This is a genomic window from Streptomyces sp. W1SF4 (assembly GCF_003950035.1).
Taxonomy (GTDB): domain Bacteria; phylum Actinomycetota; class Actinomycetes; order Streptomycetales; family Streptomycetaceae; genus Streptomyces; species Streptomyces racemochromogenes.
This window is the reverse complement of sequence record NZ_CP034350.1, coordinates 2,638,284-2,656,537: the sequence shown is the minus strand read 5'-3', so window position 1 is coordinate 2,656,537 and position 18,254 is coordinate 2,638,284. Positions and strand designations below refer to the sequence as shown.

The 18,254-nt window shown below is 72.2% G+C and carries 16 protein-coding genes; 8 read left to right on the top strand and 8 right to left on the bottom strand.

Annotation, left to right across the window (positions count from 1 at the left end; translation table 11 throughout):
* Positions 1–64: 64 nt before the first annotated feature.
* A complete protein-coding gene (locus D1J60_RS12375) occupies positions 65–631 on the bottom strand; it encodes a CGNR zinc finger domain-containing protein (RefSeq protein WP_125821131.1) in 567 nt (188 codons plus the stop codon).
* 119 nt (positions 632–750) lie between these two features.
* Between D1J60_RS12375 and D1J60_RS12370 the strand changes: the two genes are divergently transcribed.
* Both D1J60_RS12370 and D1J60_RS12365 read left to right on the top strand, forming a co-directional pair.
* The gene (locus D1J60_RS12370; RefSeq protein WP_125821130.1) at positions 751–1,230 is read left to right on the top strand and encodes a VOC family protein; all 480 of its coding nucleotides are present in this window, start codon (positions 751–753) and stop codon (positions 1,228–1,230) included.
* 23 nt (positions 1,231–1,253) lie between these two features.
* A complete protein-coding gene (locus D1J60_RS12365) occupies positions 1,254–2,150 on the top strand; it encodes a pyridoxamine 5'-phosphate oxidase family protein (protein ID WP_125821129.1) in 897 nt (298 codons plus the stop codon).
* Here D1J60_RS12365 and D1J60_RS12360 read toward each other — a convergent pair.
* The gene (locus tag D1J60_RS12360) at positions 2,126–3,088 is read right to left on the bottom strand and encodes a hypothetical protein (RefSeq protein WP_125598000.1); all 963 of its coding nucleotides are present in this window, start codon (positions 3,086–3,088) and stop codon (positions 2,126–2,128) included. The two genes, D1J60_RS12365 and D1J60_RS12360, sit on opposite strands and share 25 nt — an antisense overlap.
* Positions 3,089–3,289: 201 nt before the next feature.
* Complete coding sequence (pepN, locus tag D1J60_RS12355; RefSeq protein ID WP_125821128.1) at positions 3,290–5,845, bottom strand: aminopeptidase N; 2,556 nt, start codon at positions 5,843–5,845, stop codon at positions 3,290–3,292.
* A 125-nt stretch (positions 5,846–5,970) separates the two neighbouring features.
* Here pepN and D1J60_RS12350 point away from each other — a divergent pair, with 125 nt between their 5' ends.
* On the top strand, positions 5,971–6,618 hold the full coding sequence (locus D1J60_RS12350; protein ID WP_125597994.1) for a DsbA family protein: 648 nt from the start codon (positions 5,971–5,973) through the stop codon (positions 6,616–6,618).
* Between the two features lie 139 nt (positions 6,619–6,757).
* On the opposite strand, the gene D1J60_RS12345 is transcribed toward D1J60_RS12350, so the two are convergent.
* From D1J60_RS12345 to D1J60_RS12335, 3 genes are all read right to left on the bottom strand, one after another.
* Positions 6,758–7,414: a superoxide dismutase gene (locus D1J60_RS12345; RefSeq protein ID WP_125597991.1), complete on the bottom strand. Its 657-nt coding sequence runs from the start codon at positions 7,412–7,414 to the stop codon at positions 6,758–6,760.
* Between the two features lie 167 nt (positions 7,415–7,581).
* Positions 7,582–8,997 (bottom strand): amino acid permease, encoded by a 1,416-nt coding sequence (locus D1J60_RS12340; protein ID WP_125821127.1) that lies wholly within the window; start codon positions 8,995–8,997, stop codon positions 7,582–7,584.
* Positions 8,998–9,141: 144 nt separating this feature from the next.
* Positions 9,142–10,530, bottom strand: coding sequence for an amino acid permease (locus D1J60_RS12335; RefSeq protein WP_125821126.1), 1,389 nt, complete (start codon positions 10,528–10,530; stop codon positions 9,142–9,144).
* 281 nt (positions 10,531–10,811) lie between these two features.
* On the opposite strand from D1J60_RS12335, the gene D1J60_RS12330 reads away from it, so the two are divergent.
* Entirely contained in the window at positions 10,812–11,396 is a 585-nt protein-coding gene (locus D1J60_RS12330) for a biotin transporter BioY (RefSeq protein ID WP_125821125.1), read from the top strand.
* 86 nt (positions 11,397–11,482) lie between these two features.
* Here the strand turns inward: D1J60_RS12330 and D1J60_RS12325 are convergent, their stop codons facing one another.
* Positions 11,483–12,958: an amino acid permease gene (locus D1J60_RS12325; RefSeq protein ID WP_125821124.1), complete on the bottom strand. Its 1,476-nt coding sequence runs from the start codon at positions 12,956–12,958 to the stop codon at positions 11,483–11,485.
* A gap of 219 nt (positions 12,959–13,177) precedes the next feature.
* Here D1J60_RS12325 and D1J60_RS12320 point away from each other — a divergent pair, with 219 nt between their 5' ends.
* Together D1J60_RS12320 and D1J60_RS12315 are read left to right on the top strand one after the other, a co-directional pair.
* The gene (locus D1J60_RS12320) at positions 13,178–13,666 is read left to right on the top strand and encodes a ribose-5-phosphate isomerase (protein WP_125604030.1); all 489 of its coding nucleotides are present in this window, start codon (positions 13,178–13,180) and stop codon (positions 13,664–13,666) included.
* Between the two features lie 64 nt (positions 13,667–13,730).
* Entirely contained in the window at positions 13,731–14,537 is an 807-nt protein-coding gene (locus D1J60_RS12315) for a DNA-formamidopyrimidine glycosylase family protein (RefSeq protein WP_125821123.1), read from the top strand.
* 174 nt (positions 14,538–14,711) lie between these two features.
* Here D1J60_RS12315 and D1J60_RS12310 read toward each other — a convergent pair whose 3' ends face one another.
* Positions 14,712–15,947, bottom strand: a complete 1,236-nt coding sequence (locus D1J60_RS12310) for a GNAT family N-acetyltransferase (protein WP_164720888.1) — start codon at positions 15,945–15,947, stop codon at positions 14,712–14,714.
* A gap of 117 nt (positions 15,948–16,064) precedes the next feature.
* Between D1J60_RS12310 and D1J60_RS12305 the strand changes: the two genes are divergently transcribed.
* A complete protein-coding gene (locus tag D1J60_RS12305; RefSeq protein ID WP_125605290.1) occupies positions 16,065–17,207 on the top strand; it encodes a PP2C family protein-serine/threonine phosphatase in 1,143 nt (380 codons plus the stop codon).
* Positions 17,208–17,326: 119 nt separating this feature from the next.
* Positions 17,327–18,061: an ABC transporter ATP-binding protein gene (locus tag D1J60_RS12300; protein ID WP_125821122.1), complete on the top strand. Its 735-nt coding sequence runs from the start codon at positions 17,327–17,329 to the stop codon at positions 18,059–18,061.
* The last annotated feature ends 193 nt before the right edge of the window (positions 18,062–18,254 follow it).

The window sequence follows — 18,254 nt, the reverse complement described above, 5'->3', positions numbered from 1 at the left end:
CCGACCTTCTTACGGGGAAGGATCGGCCTTCCGTCTCACGACCGGTGTGACAGATTCCGACCGTTCAGCGCTCGCGCGTGCGCGCGTAGTGCCGCGAGGCCTTGGCGCGGTTGCCGCAGACGGCCATGGAGCACCAGCGCCGCGTGCCGTTGCGCGAGGTGTCGTGGAAGTGCAGGACGCAGGTCTCCGAGGCGCACTTGCGGATCCGGTCGGGCGCGGTGGCCAGCAGGCCGAGGTAGTCGCGGGCCGCCGTCCAGGCCGGGCCCCAGGAGGGGTCGGCGAACTCGGCGCGCTCGCCGGGGCCGTCGGAGGTCAGGGTGGCCCGGATCCGGCCGTGCTCCAGTACGGCGTCCACCAGGGAGCGCGCGCCCTCGTCGGCCGGGTCCGCGACCGCGCGGGCGATGGCCTCGCGCGCGGTCAGCAGGTGGACCAGGGTCGACTTGTCGGCACGGAAGCGGCCGGCCAGGCCGGTGCTCTCCAGCCAGACGGCCAGTCCCTCCAGCCGGCTGAGCCCATAGGCCCCCGCGAAGAGGTCGGCGATCTCGCCGTCCAGCATCCAGCGCGTGTTCAGCAGGTCCAGGGAGACGGGCTCGCCCGTCAGTGGGCGTGGGTCCGTGGTCGCCGCCGTCATGTCCGCCTCCTCGCGCCGCTAACCCCTCAAGGGTACGTGACCGGTTGACGGAGTTCTGCCTAACCCGTAATCTCGAGATAGAAGGTTAGAAACTCTCGGACCTCGGGGAAGGGACCCTCATGTCGACCGCCACCACAGGCACCACGGACACCACCGGCACGCTCCGCACCGGCCACATCGGCCTCAACGTCACCGATCTGGAGCGCTCGCTCGCCTTCTACCGGGACGCCCTCGGCTTCGCGCTGCTGGGCGAGGGCAAGGAGGAGGGCCGCAGGTACGCGTTCCTCGGCCGGGACGGCGAACTCGTCCTGACCCTCTGGCAGCAGGCGGAGGGCCCCTACCGGCCGCGGGCCGCCGGACTGCACCACCTCGCGTTCTCGGCCGGCGCGATCGAGGAGGTCCGGGCGTACGAGGAGCGGCTGCGCGGCCTCGGCGTCGAGTTCGCCCACGAGGGCGTCGTCGCCCACCGCGAGGGCGCCGCCTCCGGGGGGATCTTCTTCCACGACCCGGACGGCACCCGTCTGGAGATCTCCGTGCCCACCGGCGCGCAGGGTGCTCCCGCCCCCACGGCGGACGCTCCGACCTGCGGCTTCTTCTAGGAACTCAAGGATTGGGGGACATCATGGGCCGGTACCACCAGGGCTCGCTGGCCGTGCAGGAACGGGTCGGCGTACGCGAGCTCGCCGAGCACGTCGGCCGCTCCATCGGCGCGGACATCCGCGACGTCGCGGCGGCCTTCCTCGCCCAGCAGCCCCACCTGGTCGTCGGCGCCGCCGACGGCGCGGGGCGGCTGTGGGCCTCGCTGCTCACCGGCGCGCCCGGGTTCGTACGGGCCACCGGGCCGGACCGCGTCCGGGTCTCGGGCGGCCTTCCGGAGGGCGACCCGCTGGCCGGGGCGCTGGCCACCGCCGGCACCCGGGTCGGCACGATCTCCCTCGACCCGCGCACCCGGCGCCGGATGCGGCTCAACGGGACCCTCGCCGTGGCGCCCGGCGGTTTCGCGGTGGCGGCCGAGCAGGTGTTCTCCAACTGCCCCAAGTACCTGCAGAAGCGGCAGCCGCTGGAGCTGGTGCCCGACGGGCCCGGTGTGGTGCGGCGCGGGGAGGCGCTCACCCCCGGCCAGGAGCGGGCCGTCCGCGCCGCCGACACCTTCTTCGTCGCCACCACCGCCGAGGCGGACGGGGTCGACGCCAGCCACCGGGGCGGGATGCCCGGCTTCGTGGAGGTGCTCTCGCCGACGGAGCTGCTCTGGCCGGACTACGCGGGCAACGCGATGTTCCTGACCCTGGGCAACCTGGCCGCCGACGAGCGGGCCGGTCTGCTCTTCCCCGACTGGGAGGGCGGCGGGCTGCTCCAGCTGAGCGGGCGGGCCCGGACCGAGTACGGCCCCGGCGGCAGCCGGGCGGTGCGTTTCCGGGTGGAGGCGGTGGTGGAGAGCCTGCATCCGGGGCGGCTGCGCTGGAGCGCCCCGGAGTACTCCCCGGCCAACCCGCCTCACCGGGGCAGTACGACCAGGTAGGCGGCGGGCTCGCGGTCGCCGGACGCCGTCAGGGCGGTCCGGACGACCGCCGCCTGCTGCTCGGGCCAGTCGCGCAGCTTGCGGGGCGTCAGGTACAGGACGGTCACCCCGAGGCGTTCCAGGGTCTCCCGCTTGCGGACCGCCTCCGACCAGTCCTCGTCCTCGCCCTGGCGCGGGGCCCGGGTGTCGATCTCGATGGCGACGGCCTGCTCGGGCCAGTACGCGTCGACCCCGCCCAGGTGCGGGCCGCCGGGCAGGCGCAGGTCCACGTTCCAGACGGGCTCGGGGAGCTCGTAGCCGCGTACGAGCTGGTACAGCCGGTCCTCCGCGATGGCCCGGCCCTCGGCGAGGAGGGACTCGACGGCGTCGACCACGTGCGGCCGGTTCAGCAGCCGGGCCACCGTCAGCTCCCGTACGACGGCGGCCGGTTCGCAGTGGCCGCCGCGCACGGCCTCGCTGAGGATGCGGCGTACCGTGCCGGCGTCGGAGACCTGTCCGACGGCGTCGGCGACGGCCCGCGCCACCGGGGCCACCGGCAGGCCGGTCACCTCCACGGGGCGGGGCGGGGTGTGGGCGCGGACCACGCGGACGTCACCGGTGGAGCGCAGCCGGCGGGTGTTGGGCACGAGCACGTCGATGTGGGAGAGGGCGAGCAGGGCGGGGGTGGCGGAGAACCGGTAGAGCGCGAGGGCGGCCAGCCCGGTGATCATGACCTCGCCGCTGCCGCGCCGGCCGGCGTACAGCAGGGCGGCGTGCAGCCGCTCCTCGCTGGTCGCGGGGCCGGAGTGGAGCAGGAACACCCCGGGCAGCACCTGCTGCCAGGGCCGCCCGGCGGCCTCGGAGGCGCTGACGCCGTGCTCGCGCAGCTGTGCGAGGGTCAGCACGCGGGGGCGGCTGGCGGTGAGGTGGGCGAGGGGGAGGGGTGCGTTCTGGTTCATGACGCGGTGATTCCCTCAGGCCATGGCCTTGCTAACCCCTGTTACACGCCCGTCGACAAATCCGGACAAGCTGGGGCTAAAGTACGGGCGTTCGAGTGCCGAATAGGCCCGCTGGGTCCGACCATCCTACGAACTCACGGGCGCCGCCACCCGACGCCGGCGGGGTGCGGGCCGCCGGCCCGCACCCCGCCGGACACGGGGTCAGCCCGCGGCCGCGTCGCAGGCCTGGCCGCGCAGCGCGCGGGCCAGGTCGTCGCGGGACTCCAGCACCAGCCGGCGCAGCGCGGGGGCCGCGTCCGGGTGGGCGGCGAGCCACGCGTCGGTGGCCTCGACCGTGGCCGGCGCGTCCTGGAGCATCGGGTAGAGCCCCTTCACCACGTCGATGCCGATCTGGATCGAACGCTGCGCCCAGACCCGCTCGATCACCTCGAAGTAGCGCTCCGTGTAGCCGGCCAGCAGCTCGCGCTGCGAGCCCTGCTGCATCCCGGAGATGGTGGCCTCCACCAGCGCGTTCGACAGCGCGTCCGACTCCACCACCGCCGCCCACGCCTGGTCCTTGACCGCCGCCGACGGCCGGGCGGCCAGGCACCGGACCTGGTGCCGCTTGCCCGAAGCCGTGTCGTCCCGGGTCAGCTCGGCCTCCACCGCCGCCTCGTCCAGTGCGCCGTGCGCCACCAGAGGCAGCAGGAAGTCCCAGCGCAGCTCCTGGTCGACCTCCAGCCCGTCGATCCGCGCGGTGCCGTCCAGCAGGCCCAGCAGCAGCTGGAAGTCGCCCTCCGTCGCCGCGCTGGCCGCGAAGAACCGGGCCCAGGTCAGCTGGTGCTCGGAGCCCGGCTCGGCCAGCCGCAGCTCGTGCAGCGCGCCCGCGGCCAGGTCCCGTCCGGTCTGCTCGCGCCGCTGGGCCGGCGTGTAGTGCGCCACCGCGCTCAGCGCCTGCGCGTGCAGCTGCTGGAGCACGCCGACGTCGGTCTCCCGGCCCGCGTGCGCCAGGACCAGCGAGACGAAGTCCCGCGCGGGCATGAGCGCGTCCCGCGTCAGGTTCCACAGCGCCGACCAGCACAGCGCCCGCGCCAGCGGGTCCGTCAGGTCGCCCAGGTGGCCGCGCAGCGTGGCCAGGGAGGCCTCGTCGAAGCGGATCTTGCAGTACGTGAGGTCCTCGTCGTTGACCAGTACCAGGTCCGGCCGCTCCAGCCCGGCCAGCTCCGCCACCACCGTCCGGGCGCCCGCCACGTCCGCCTCGGCCCGCGCGTAGCGCACCAGCGACCCGTCGGCCTCCAGCCGGTACAGGCCCACCGCGACCCGGTGCGGGCGGAGCTCGTCGCCCTCCTGGACCACCGCCAGCTCCGTCAGCCGCCCGGCCGCGTCGGAGGTCACCACCGGCGTCAGCGCGTTCACGCCGGCCGTCTGGAGCCAGGCCCGCGACCACTCGGCCATGTCCCGCCCGGAGACCTCCCCGAGCACCGACAGCAGGTCGTCCAGGGTGGTGTTCCCGTACGCGTGCGCCTTGAAGTAGCGCCGCGCGCCGTCCAGGAAGGCCTCCCGGCCCACGTACGCGACGAGCTGCTTGAGCACCGCGGCGCCCTTGGCGTACGTGATGCCGTCGAAGTTCAGCTTCGCGTCCTCCAGGTCACGGATGTCGGCCGTGACGGGGTGCGTGGACGGCAGCTGGTCGGCCCGGTACGCCCACGCCTTGCGGCTGTTGGCGAAGGTGACCCAGGCCTGGTCGAAGCGGGTGGCCTCGACGAGTCCGAAGGAGCCCATGAAGTCCGCGAAGGACTCCTTCAGCCACAGGTCGTCCCACCACTTCATGGTGACCAGGTCGCCGAACCACATGTGCGCCATCTCGTGCAGGATGACGTTCGCGCGCCGCTCGTAGGAGGCCTGCGTGACCTTCCCGCGGAAGATGTACTCCTCGCGGAAGGTGACCATCCCCGGGTTCTCCATGGCGCCGAGGTTGTACTCGGGCACGAAGGCCTGGTCGTACTTCCCGAAGGGGTACGGGTAGTCGAAGATCTCGTGGAAGAGGTCGAAGCCCTGCTTGGTGACGAGGAACACGTCGTCGGCGTCGAAGTGCTTCGCCAGTCCCTTGCGGCACATCGCGCCCAGCGGGATGGTCAGGTCCCCGCGCGTGTAGGTGTCCGTGACGTAGTGGTACGGACCCGCCACCACGCAGGTGATGTACGTGGAGATGGGCGCCGTCTCGGCGAAGCGCCGGGTCTGCCCGTCGCGGGACTCCTCGGCGCCGTTGCTCCACACCCGCCAGCCCTCGGGCGCGGTCACCTCGAAGCGGTAGGGCGCCTTCAGGTCGGGCTGCTCGAAGTTGGCGTACACGCGGCGGGCGTCCGCCGGCTCGTACTGGGTGTAGAGGTAGACCTCGCCGTCCTCCGGGTCCACGAAGCGGTGCATGCCCTCGCCGGTCCGGCTGTAGGCGCAGTTCGCGTCGACGACCAGCACGTTCTCGGAGTCCAGGCCCTCCAGCGCGATCCGCGCGCCGTCGAAGACCGCGGCCGGGTCCAGCGCGCGGCCGTTCAGGGTGACGGAGTTCACCGAGGGGGCGATCAGGTCGGCGAAGGAGGACGCGCCGGGGACGGCGGCCCGGAAGCGCACGGTGGTCACCGAGCGGAAGGTGCGGGGGCCCTCGGCCGGTTCGGCCTCGTCCACCGCGGACCTCAGGTCGAGGACCACCTCGTACCCGTCGACGGACAGCAGTTCGGCCCGCTCGCGGGCCTCGTCGCGGGACAGGTTCTCTCCGGGCACGTTGCACTCCTTCGTGCGTGATCACGGTCTTCGCTGGAATCCTCCCACGGGGAATGCGGGCGATCCCGGGCTGGTTGGCGGATAAGAACATGACCCGTGACGCCTTATGTGACTTGAGGAGAGCCATGACCGACACCCAGGTGCGCGAGAAGACGCCGGTCGACTTCTGGTTCGACCCGCTCTGCCCCTGGGCCTGGATGACGTCCCGCTGGATGCTGGAGGTCGAGAAGGTCCGCGACGTGGAAGTCCGCTGGCACGTGATGAGCCTCGCCGTGCTCAACGAGAACAAGCTCGACGAACTGCCCGAGCGCTACCGCGAGCTGCTCGGCCCCAAGGGCTGGGCTCCGGTGCGCGTGGTCGTCGCCGCCCAGCAGAAGTTCGGCGACGAGGTCACCGGCAAGCTGTACACCGCCCTCGGCACCAAGATCCACAACGACGGCCGCGGCGCGACCCGCGAGGTCATCGCCGACGCCCTGGCCGAGGTCGGCCTGCCGGCGGAGCTGCTCGCCTACGCCGACTCCGACGAGTACGACGAGGTCCTGCGCGACTCCCACAACGACGGCATCGAGCGCGTCGGCCAGGAGGTCGGCACCCCGGTGATCTCCGTGCCCGGCGCCGACGGCGAAGAGGTGGCCTTCTTCGGCCCGGTGGTCACGCCCGCCCCGCGCGGCGAGGCCGCGGCCCGCCTGTGGGACGGCACCCTGCTGGTCGCCTCGACCCCCGGCTTCTACGAGATCAAGCGCACCCGGACCCAGGGCCCGTCCTTCGAGTAGTCCGGCCCAGGCCCGTCCGGCCCCGTACGTACGGAAGACCCCCGTGAGTCACGTCCTCACGGGGGTCTTCCGCTGTACACGCCCGCACGCGAAGGCTGAGAAGACGATCACGAGGCGGACGGGTCTGCGGGGGTGCGGATCAGCCCTTGACGGGGATCAGCAGCGGGGTGTTCGCCTTGGCGTCGGCGTAGCGCCTGGCCACGTCCTGCCAGTTGACGACGTTCCACATGGCCTCGATGAAGTCGACCTTCTGGTTCTTGTACTGGAGGTAGAAGGCGTGCTCCCAGGCGTCGAAGACCAGGATCGGCGTGCTCGCGACGCCCACGTTGCCCTGGTGGTCGTAGACCTGCTCGACGACGAGCCGGCCGCTGACGGGCTCGTACGCGAGGACGCCCCAGCCGGAGCCCTGCGTCGCGGAGGACGCGAAGGTCAGCTGCTTCTTGAACTTGGCGAACGAGCCGAAGGACTCGGTGATCGCGTCCGCCAGGTCGCCGACGCCGTCGGCCGCGGTCGGCTCGCCGCCGCCCTCGCCGGTCTTCGGGCTGGCCATGTTGTTCCAGTAGATGCTGTGCAGGATGTGGCCGGAGAGGTGGAACGCGAGGTTCTTCTCCAGGCCGTTGAGGGCGCCCCAGTTCTCCTTGTCGCGCGCCTCCTCCAGCTGCTCCAGCGTGGTGTTGGCGCCCGTGACGTAGGCCGCGTGGTGCTTGTCGTGGTGCAGCTCGATGATCTGCGGGTTGATCACCGGCTCCAGGGCCGCGTAGTCGTACGGAAGCTCAGGAAGCGTGTAGATGGCCATGCGTGTATCCGGTCCCCTCGGCGTGCCAATCGCTTATTGCAATTAATGCGCAACTGCACGCTAGCAGTATCTATTCCGCCTCACACGTAAGGGTCACCTCTGTACGAAGAGAGGCGGACCCCGCGTCGCACACGGGGTCCGCCTCTCGGGAAAGGCCTGTCGGGGCGTCAGCCGCGCGCCGCCCGGCGCTGCATCGCGTAACCGGTCGCCGCCAGGGCCGCCGTCAGCCCGCCGGTGAAGACCACCTGCGTCCGGGTGTCCTCGCCCAGGGCCATCAGCACCAGCACGCCGGCCACGCCCGCCAGCGCCACCCAGGTCAGGTACGGGAAGCCCCACATCTTCACGACCAGCTTCTGCGGGGCCTCGCGCTCCAGGCGCCGGCGCAGCACGAACTGCGAGACGGCGATGAAGCCCCAGACGATGAGGATGACCCCGCCGACCATGTTCAGCAGCCAGGCGAACAGGGTGTCCGGGTACCAGTAGGACAGCAGGACGGTGACGAACCCGAAGCCCGCGGAGGCCAGCACCGCGCGGCGCGGCACCCCGCCGGAGACCTTGCCCAGCGCCTTCGGGCCCTGGCCCCGGGCGACCAGGGAGTAGGCCATGCGCGAGGAGCCGTAGATGTTGGCGTTCATCGCGGACAGCAGGGCGATCAGGATCACCACGTTCATGATCTGGCCGGCGGCCGGGATGCCCAGGTGGTCCAGGGTGGCCGCGTACGGGCCGTGCTCGGTGACGGCCGGGTCGTTCCAGGGCAGCAGGGTGACGATCACCAGCATCGAGCCGACGTAGACGATCGCGATCCGCCACATGGTCGTCTTCACGGCCTTGGCCACGCCCTTGACCGGGTCCTCGGACTCGGCGGCCGCGATGGTCACCGTCTCCAGGCCGCCGTACGCGACGACCGAGGCGAGCAGGCCGACGAGGAGGCCGTCGACGCCGTTGGGCAGGAAGCCGCCGTCGTGCAGCAGATTGCCGGCGCCGGGGGAGGAGGTGCCGGGCAGCAGGCCGAGGACGGCGAGCACGCCCAGGCCCAGGAAGAGCGCGATGGCGCCGATCTTGAGGGCGGCGAACCAGAACTCGAACTCGCCGAAGCGCGCGACCGCGCCCAGGTTGGCGACGGTGAAGACCACCATGAGCACCAGCACCCACATCCACGACGGGGTGCCGGGGAACCAGCCCGCCAGGATGTGCGCCGCGCCGATCGCCTCGATGGCGACGCCCACCACCAGCAGGGTCCAGAACATCCAGCCCGCGGTGAAGCCGGCCCAGGGCCCGACGGCGCGCTCGGCGTGCACCGAGAAGGAACCGGAGGCCGGGTTGGCAGCCGACATCTCGCCGAGCATCCGCATCACGAACATCACGAGCAGCCCGGACGCTGCGTACGCCAGCACGATCGAGGGGCCGGCGGCCGCGATGCCGGCGCCGGAGCCGACGAAGAGGCCGGCGCCGATGACCCCGCCGAGGGCGATCATCGAGAGGTGGCGCTGCTTGAGGCCGTTGCCGAGGGGGGAGGCGGCCTTCGCGGGCGCGGGCGCGGGCGCCCCGGGCTCGGGAGGTGCGGTGGTGGTGCTCTGACTCATGGCGCCAGTCTGCCGATCGTCCGTTTATCGGACGTCGTACGTCCATTATCCGGACACCGCTCTCACCGGACGTGACCGCCCGCCCCGGAAAGCGGAACGGGCCCGGGACCGAAGTCCCGGGCCCGCGCCACGATCGCCGGACGGTCAGGACCGCCGGTCCCGGACCTCCCGGTACCACGCCACCAGCAGCACGACGGCCGCCGCACCCGAGGACCACAGCAGCTGTGGCCGCGCCGAGTCGTCGAACAGCATCAGCACCAGCACCGCCGCCATCCCCGCCAGCGCCGCCCACGTCAGGTACGGGAACGCCCACATCGGCAGCGTCAGCCGCTCCGGCATGTCCCGCTCCAGCCGGGGCCGCAGCCGCAGCTGCGAGACCGCGATCAGCGCCCACACGAACAGCAGCACCGCGCCGACCGCGTTGAGCATGTAGAGGAACACCGTGTCCGGCCACAGCAGGTTCAGCACCACCGACACGAAGCCGAACGCCACCGAGGCGAGCACCGCCCGCGTCGGCACCCCGCTGCCCGACACCTTCAGCAGCGACTTCGGCGCCTCGCCCCGCTCGGCCAGCGAGAACACCATCCGCGAGGAGCCGTACAGGTTGGCGTTCAGCGCCGACAGCAGCGCCACGAACACCACGATGTTCATGATCTGGCCGGCCGCCGGGATCCCGATGGAGTCCAGCACGGCCACGTACGGGCTCTGACCCGGCTCCAGCGAGTCCCACGGCAGCAGGGTCACGATGACCAGCATCGAGCCGACGTAGAAGAAGAGGATCCGCCACACCGCGCTGCGCACCGCGCGCGACACCGACTTGGCCGGGTCGTCCGACTCGGCGGCCGCGATGGTGACGACCTCCAGGCCGCCGAAGGCGAAGACCACGGCGAGCATGCCCGCGATGACCCCGCCGATCCCGGCCGGGAAGAAGCCGCCCCGCCCGGTCAGGTTGGCCATCCCCACCGGCTCGGTGTCGGGGAGCAGGCCGAAGACCGCCAGGGTGCCCAGGATCAGGAACAGCACGATCGCGCCGACCTTGAGGGCGGCGAACCAGAACTCGAACTCGCCGAAGTTCCGGACGGCGGCCAGGTTGCTGAGGGTGAAGACCACCATGAAGATCAGCACCCACAGCCACTGGTCGACCGCGGGCACCCAGCCGTGGGCGATGTTCGCGGCGCCGGTCGCCTCCACGGCGAGCACCACCACCAGCAGGAACCAGTACAGCCAGCCGGCCGAGAAGCCGGCCCAGCGCCCGAGGGCCTTCTCCGCGTACACGGAGAACGAGCCGGAGGCGGGCATCGCGGCGGACATCTCGCCGAGCATCCGCATCACCAGCATGGCGAGCACGCCGGCCAGCAGGTACGAGCAGATGATCGCGGGGCCGGCGATCCCGATGCCGGCGCCGGAGCCGACGAACAGGCCGGCGCCGATCACGCCGCCGAGGCCCAGCATGGTCAGGTGCCGCTGCTTGAGGCTGTGGCTCAGGGGTTCCGGGGGCAGTTCGCTCCCGGTGACGGACAGATCTTCGCGCATGAGCAGATTCGTACTCTCGGTAGGCAAGCGACGCAGGGTATCCGGGGGGTTTGGCGGGAACCTACAGTCTCGCTGGAGTGGACCCCGGGGAGCAAAAAGGATGTGTCGTCGAATGTGGCCCGTGATCGGGATCACTTCAACTCAGGTGTAAGGCAGCATCTTTGTGCGGTCTCCACCAAACCGGACAGTATGGCTTTGTCCCGGTCGGCGGTGGGGGCGGCCGTGCGGCGACGGCTAACGTCGCGGTGTCCCGCCCGATCACCCACCTCCCGGAGCCTTCGATGAGCACCGCTTCCGTCTCCTTCCGGCCCGGCGCCGTCCTCGCCGACCTGCTGCCCGCGAGCCGCGTCAGGGACGCCGTCCTCGTCGTCGGCGGAGCCGCGCTCACCGGCCTGGCCGCGCAGCTCTCCGTACCCGTCCCCGGCTCGCCCGTACCGGTCACCGGCCAGACCTTCGCCGCCCTGCTCGTCGGCACGGCCTTCGGCGCCCGGCGGGGCTTCCTGGCGCTGGCGCTGTACACCCTGGCCGGGATGGCGGGCGTGCCGTGGTTCGCGGACGGCACCTCCGGCGCGGCCGGGGCCTCCTTCGGCTACGTCCTCGGCATGCTGCTGGCCGCCACCCTCGTCGGCGCCCTCGCGCGGCGCGGCGCCGACCGCTCGGCGCTCCGCACCGCGGGCACGATGGTGGTGGGCTCGGCCGTGATCTACGCGGTGGGCGTGCCCTACCTGATGGCCGCCACCGGCATGTCGCTCGGCGCGGCCGTCGCGGCGGGCCTGACCCCGTTCCTGATCGGCGACGCCCTCAAGGCCGCCCTGGCCATGGGCGCGCTCCCGGCCGCCTGGAAGCTGGCCGGCCGGCGCGGCTGACGCCCCCTTCGTACGGGCGCCCCCTCGTACAGCAGCCCCGGACCGCGAGCGTGCGGTCCGGGGCTGCTGTCATGTGCGGGGGCGGGTCAGGAGGCGTCGACCGCGGCGTCGACGGCCACCTCGGCGGCGGCCCCGGCCGCGAGCTCGCCCTTGCGGCGCGACTGGCGCACCACGCCGACCACGATCACGACGGCGGCGACGAGCAGGGAGTACAGCACCGTCTCGCGGTTGCCGTCGTCGTAGAGCATGTAGCCCAGGACGAAGGTGATCATCGCGGCGGTGGCCCAGGTCAGGTACGGGAAGAGCCACATCTTCACCGTCAGCTTCTCCGGGGCCTCGGCGACGAGGATCTTGCGCATGCGCAGCTGGGTCAGGCAGATGACCAGCCAGACGAAGAGCGCGATCGCACCGGAGGAGTTCAGCAGGAAGCTGAAGACGGTGTCCGGGTTGGTGTAGTTGAAGATCACGGCGACGAAGCCGAAGACCGTGGAGCCGAGGATGGCCGCCATCGGCACGCCCCGCTTGTTGACCTTCGCGAAGGACTTGGGCGCGTCACCGCGCTCGCCCAGCGAGAACGCCATGCGGGAGGCGGTGTAGAGGCCCGAGTTCAGGCAGGACAGCACGGCGGTCAGGACGATCACGTTCATGATCTGGCCAGCGGCCGGGATGCCGATGGAGTCGAGGGCCGCGACGTAGGAGCCCTTGTCGACGATCGACTTGTCGTTCCACGGCAGCAGGGTCAGGACGACGAAGATCGAGCCCAGGTAGAAGACGCCGATGCGCCAGATGACCGAGTTGGTGGCCTTGGTGACGGCGCGGCGCGGGTCCTCGGACTCGCCGGCGGCCAGGGTGACGATCTCGCTGCCCATGAAGGAGAAGACGACCATCAGCACACCGGTGAGGACCGAGCCCCAGCCGTTGGGCATGAACCCGCCGGCGTCGGTGAGGTGCGCGAAGCCGGCACCCGGGTTGTCGGAGCCGGGCAGGACGCCGAAGACGGCGAGCATGCCGACGACGACGAAGGCGCCGATGGCGACGACCTTGATGCCCGCGAACCAGAACTCGAACTCGCCGTAGGAGGCGACCGAGCCGAGGTTGGTGGCGGTCAGGACGGCCATCACGATCAGGGACCAGGCCCACTGCGGGACGGCCGGGATCCAGCCTTCGAGGATGACGGCGCCGGCGGTGGCCTCGACGGCCAGGACAACGACCCAGAAGAACCAGTACAGCCAGCCGATGGAGAAGCCGGCCCAGCGGCCCAGCGCGCGGTCGGCGTAGGCGGAGAAGGAGCCGGAGTTCGGGCTCGCGGCGGCCATCTCGCCCAGCATCCGCATCACGAAGACGACCATCGCGCCGACGAGGGCGTACGAGATCAGGATGGCGGGGCCGGCCTTGGCGATGCCGCCGCCGGAGCCGACGAAGAGTCCGGCGCCGATGACACCGCCGATGGCGATCATGGAGAGGTGGCGGTTCTTGAGACCGGCCTTGAGACCGTCGGAGGGCTGGGTGGAACCGGGTTCGCCGGGGCCGCCTGCCTTCTGAAGGGTCGTCGTCGTGCTCATGGACGAATCCTTAGGTTCTCGGGTGGAGAGTTCCGGCATTCAAACCCGATTTCCGGCCAGTACGGAAGACCTTCTTCCGATAGTTACCTGAGGCCCCCAGTGCGGGACCAAGGTCCCGACCCCTCCTGTCTGCGTTCTTTGGGTTTACTTGAGGTTTAGAAGTGATTTATGCGACACCCCTCTGCGGTCGGCGGGGGGCGCGCATGCCACACTCGACCCATGCGCGTGTATCTCGGATCCGACCATGCAGGCTTTGAGCTCAAGAACCACCTCGTGGACTGGCTCAAGAACAACGGCCACGAGCCCGTCGACTGCGGGCCCCACATCTACGACGCCGTCGACGACTACCCGCCGTTCTGCCTCCGCGCCGCGGAGAAGACCGCCGCGGACGCCGACAGCCTGGGCATCGTGATCGGCGGCTCCGGCAACGGCGAGCAGATCGCCGCCAACAAGGTCAAGGGCGTCCGCGCCATCCTCGCCTGGAGCGTGGAGACCGCGAAGCTCGGCCGCGAGCACAACAACGCCAACGTCATCTCCGTCGGCGGCCGCATGCACAGCCAGGAGGACGCCACCAGCTTCGTCGAGGCGTTCCTGGCCACCCCGTACTCCGACGAGGAGCGCCACACGCGCCGCATCGACATGCTCTCCGCGTACGAGACCACCGGCGAGCTGCCCCCGATCCCGGCCCACCACCCGCAGGACCAGTAGTACGCCGTGCCGCCGGACACCCCCCCGTCCGGCGGCACGCCCGTTCGCATCGAGGAGCGCCGCCGTGCCCGAGGGGCATACGATCCACCGCCTCGCCCAGGACCACACCGAGCGCTTCGCCGCCCGCCCGGTACGGGTGAGCAGCCCCCAGGGCCGCTTCGCCGAGAGCGCGGCACTGCTCGACGGACGCGAGCTGGAGAGCGCCGAGGCGCACGGCAAGCACCTCTTCCTGGAGCTGGGCGACGCCTGGATCCACATCCACCTCGGCCTCTTCGGCAAGCTCGGCTTCGGCCCCGCCCCCGCCCCGCCGGCCACCGACACGGTCCGGCTGCGCCTGCTGAACGAGGACCACTACGCCGACCTGCGCGGCCCCACCGCCTGCGCGCTGATCGGCGAGGGCGAGAAGAAGGCGATACACGACCGCCTGGGCCCCGACCCGCTGCGCCCCGCCGACGACCCCGGCCGCGCCTGGACCCGGATCTCCCGCAGCCGCACCACGGTCGCCGCCCTGCTGATGGACCAGAAGGTCGTCGCGGGCGTAGGCAACGTCTACCGCGCCGAGGTCCTCTTCCGGCACGGCATCGACCCCTACCGGCTCGGCCGGGACCTCACCCGCGCCGAATGGGACGCGATGTGGGCCGACCTGGTGGCGCTGATGCGCGAGGGCGTCCGGAAGAACCGCATCGACACGGTCCGCGACGAGCACCTCCCCGAGGCGATGGGGCGCCCGCCGAGGGTGGACGACCACGGCGGCGAGGTGTACGTCTACCGGAGGGCGAACATGCCCTGCCACATCTGCGGGGGCGAGATCCGCACCGCCGACCTCGCCGCCCGCAACCTCTTCTGGTGCCCCACCTGCCAACAGCGCTAGCCGCGCGGCGCACCGGTAACGGGCTGAATGTGCGCAGCACATCTCAGCCCCGCCGGCGATTGAGGCGCGGGGGTCTGGGGGCGGAGCCCCCAGGGGGTCCGGGGCGCAGCCCCGGGGAACGGGCGAAGGGCGGGTAGGGGACCTCGCCCCGCGTCCGCCCCCGCGCGGCAGAGGCTAGAAGTTGTGCGGGAGCCAAGGGGCGACGTCGGCGGCGAAGGCCCGCGAGGCCTCCCGCAGCGCCCCCACCCGGAGCTCGCGCACCCGCCCGGCCGCCGCCAGCGAGGTCAGCGTGACCCCGCCCAGGTACGCCGCCCCCAGCTCCCGCACCGACAGCGCCAGGTCCGCCGCGTCCGACGAGGGCGCACACCTCACCGCCCCGTCGCGCCCGGCGGTCAGCCGCCACCGCCCCGCGTTCCACGGACAGAACGCGTCCTCGACCTCCAGCACCACGTCCACCGCGGCCCCGTACCCCCGCGCCTCCAGCGCCGCCGGCAGGTCCACCAGCCGCAGGTGCAGCGCGTCCCGCTGCTGGATCCCGCACCGCCGGACGTCGCTGACCAGGTGCAGCAGCGCGTCGTCGACCGGCCGCCTGTACGCCCGTACGTGCCAGGTCAGGTCGATCCCGAAGAGGTAGCGCCACAGCGCCGCGTAGGCCGCCGGATCCGGCGCGTGCACCTCGCTGACCTCGACCTTGCCGTCCGAGCCGGACAGCTCCCAGTCGGGCTTGACCCGGTAGCGCGCGTACCCGGCCACCCCGCCGTCCGCGTCCTCGGCCACCACGCACTTCAGCGGCGAGGCCCCGCCCCGGAGCTCCGGCACGTCCAGCACCCCGTCCCGCTCCCAGCCCGGTTGCCGCGCCAGCATGCCCGGCCGGGCCGCGACCAGACCCGCGTACACCCGCTCGCAGTCCGCGAGGGACTCGTCCGGGTCCACGAGCCGCAGCCGCACCGCGTCCGTCCCCGGCGGCACGGACAGGCGTACCCGGGTGGTGTCGATGTCGACGGCCAGGGAGTACGCGGCCGTGCCGTAGCCGAAGCGGCCGTAGATCTCCGGCTCCGATGCCGTCAACACGGCGATCGGCTCCTCACTCGTACGGATGTCGTCCAATTGGCGCCGCATCAGCGACGTCAGCACCCCGCGCCTGCGGTGCGTCGGCGCGACACCCACCAGGGTCACGCCCGACACCGGAACCAGGGCCCCGCCCGGCACCGAGAGGCGGAAACCGAAGGCCGAGGCCGAGCCGACGCAGTCCTCGCCGTCCCAGACACCGAGGGAGCGCTCCGGTTCCGTCAGCGAGCGCAGGTGCTCCCGGCTCGGTGCGGGTTCCCTCACACCACCGAAGGCCAGCTCCAGATGATCGAACCAGACATCCCACTCATTCCGCTGCAAAACCCGCATCTCAAGAGCCATGCGGTCATCCTCACGCGGCCCGTCCGCCGCAGTCGAAGGGTTTTCGCCCCGCGAAGCGCCATTGGTCCGGGGGTCCCCCTGCGCACTCACAGCCGGGATGGATATGGTCCCGAAGCAATGGCCGGAGCACGCGTGGAGACGTTCATGGCCCGGATGCGCATGCTTTCGCACCGGGCACGCACAGCCCTGCGCAAATCCGCCGTCGACTACTTCCGCGGCGACGCCTCCGACTGGCTGGCCTTCGCCGGCCTCCTGCTGACCGTCCCCGCCATAGCCTGCGGCACCCTCCTGATGCCCGTCTGGTTCTCCCCGTCGGCCCTGGTCCTGCCCATCGTCGCCGGCGGCCTCCTGCTGCGCCCCGCCAGCCTCCTCGGGCTGTACGCCGCCGCCGCGGCCGCCCTGATCGTCGAGGCCCTCGTCCTCGGCCCCTATACCCAGGGCCCCGCCCGGGTCACCCCCGGCACCGTGCTCGTCGTCGCCGCGTGCGGGTTCTTCGGGCTGGTCATCGCCCAGTTCCGCAGCCGCGTCGGCGTGCCCTGGAGACGCGGCGGCACCATGCTCTTCGACCTGCGCGAACGCATCCGCGTCCAGAGCAAGCTGCCCGCCCTGCCCCGCGGCTGGCACCGTGAGATGGCCCTGCGCCCGGCCGGCGGCCAGTCCTTCTCCGGCGACTTCGTCGTCGCCGCCCGCACCAACGGCGGCCGCACCCTCGAAGTCGTCCTCACCGACGTCTCCGGCAAGGGCATGGAAGCCGGCTCCCGCGCCCTCCTCCTCTCCGGCGCCTTCGGCGGCCTCCTCGGTGCCCTCCCGCCCCAGGACTTCCTCCCCGCCGCCAACGGCTACCTCCTGCGCCAGGACTGGGACGAGGGCTTCGCCACCTCCATCCACCTCGTCCTCGACCTGGAGACCGGCGACTACGAACTGCTGTCCGCCGGACACCTCCCCGCCCTCCAGCTCTCGGCCGGCACCGGCCGCTGGCGCGAAGTCACCGGCGAGGGCCCACTGCTCGGCGTCTACGACGGCGCCGACTTCGAACCCGCCCGCGGCAACCTGCGGCGCGGCGACGTCCTCATGCTCTTCACCGACGGCCTCGTCGAGACCGCCGACCGCGAGATCAGCGAAGGCATCGACCGCCTGACCGGCGAAGCCGACCGCTACGTCGCCGCCGGCTGGGACGGCGCCGCCTGGCACCTCATCGAGAAGGTCGCCAAGGACGTCAACGACGACCGCGCGCTGCTCCTCATCCGCCGCTCACCCTGACGGCCCCGGGGTGGGGATTACCCCACCAGCCGTCCGCCGGGCCGCTCCATGGCCCCCGCGCCACGCCCCTCCGTAGCGTCGGGGACACCAGCGCACACCGGTACGGAAGGCGGCAGACCATGGGGCTCAGGCGGACCAGGCGACACGACGCGCGGACCGGACCCGCCGTGGAGCTGAACGGCGTACGACGCGTCTACGGACGCGGCGCCGCCGCCGTGCACGCCCTGCGCGGCATCGACCTCACCCTGCCGCGCGGCAGCTTCACCGCCGTGATGGGCCCCTCCGGCTCCGGCAAGTCCACCTTCCTCCAGTGCGCCGCCGGACTCGACGCCCCCACCGAGGGCTCCGTCCGGCTCGGCGGCACCGAGATCGCCACCATGGACGAGAACGAGCTCACCGAGCTGCGGCGCAGCCGCCTCGGCTTCGTCTTCCAGGCCTTCAACCTGCTGCCCTCGCTCACCGTCGAGCAGAACGTCATGCTCCCGCTGAGCCTCGGCGGCGGCCGCCAGGACCGGGCCCGGGCCGCCGAGCTGCTCGCCCGCGTCGGCCTGGACGGCAAGGGCCGGCGCCGCCCCGCCGAACTGTCCGGCGGACAGCAGCAGCGGGTCGCCATCGCCCGGGCCCTGGTCACCCGGCCCGACGTGGTCTTCGCCGACGAGCCGACCGGCGCCCTCGACACCACCACCGCCGCCGAGGTGCTCGGCCTGCTCCGCGACGCCGTCGACTCCCTCGGCGCCACCGTCGTCATGGTCACCCACGACCCGGCCGCCGCCGCCCACGCCGACGAGGTGCTCTTCCTCGCCGACGGCCTCATCGCGGACCGCGTCCCCCGCACCACCGCCGCTCCCTTCTGACGCGCCGCTCGCGCGGCTCGGCCCCAGGGGGCCTCCCCGGCTTCGCGCCGCTGCGCCGGACTCCGTCCGTCGGGGCCGGGTTCCGTGGCCGGGGCCGGCGGGCCGGGTGCGGGTGGGCGGGCCGCTGCGCGGGCTGGGTCCCCTACCCGCCCTTCGCCCGTTCCCAGGGGCGCCGCCCCTGACCCCGCGCCTC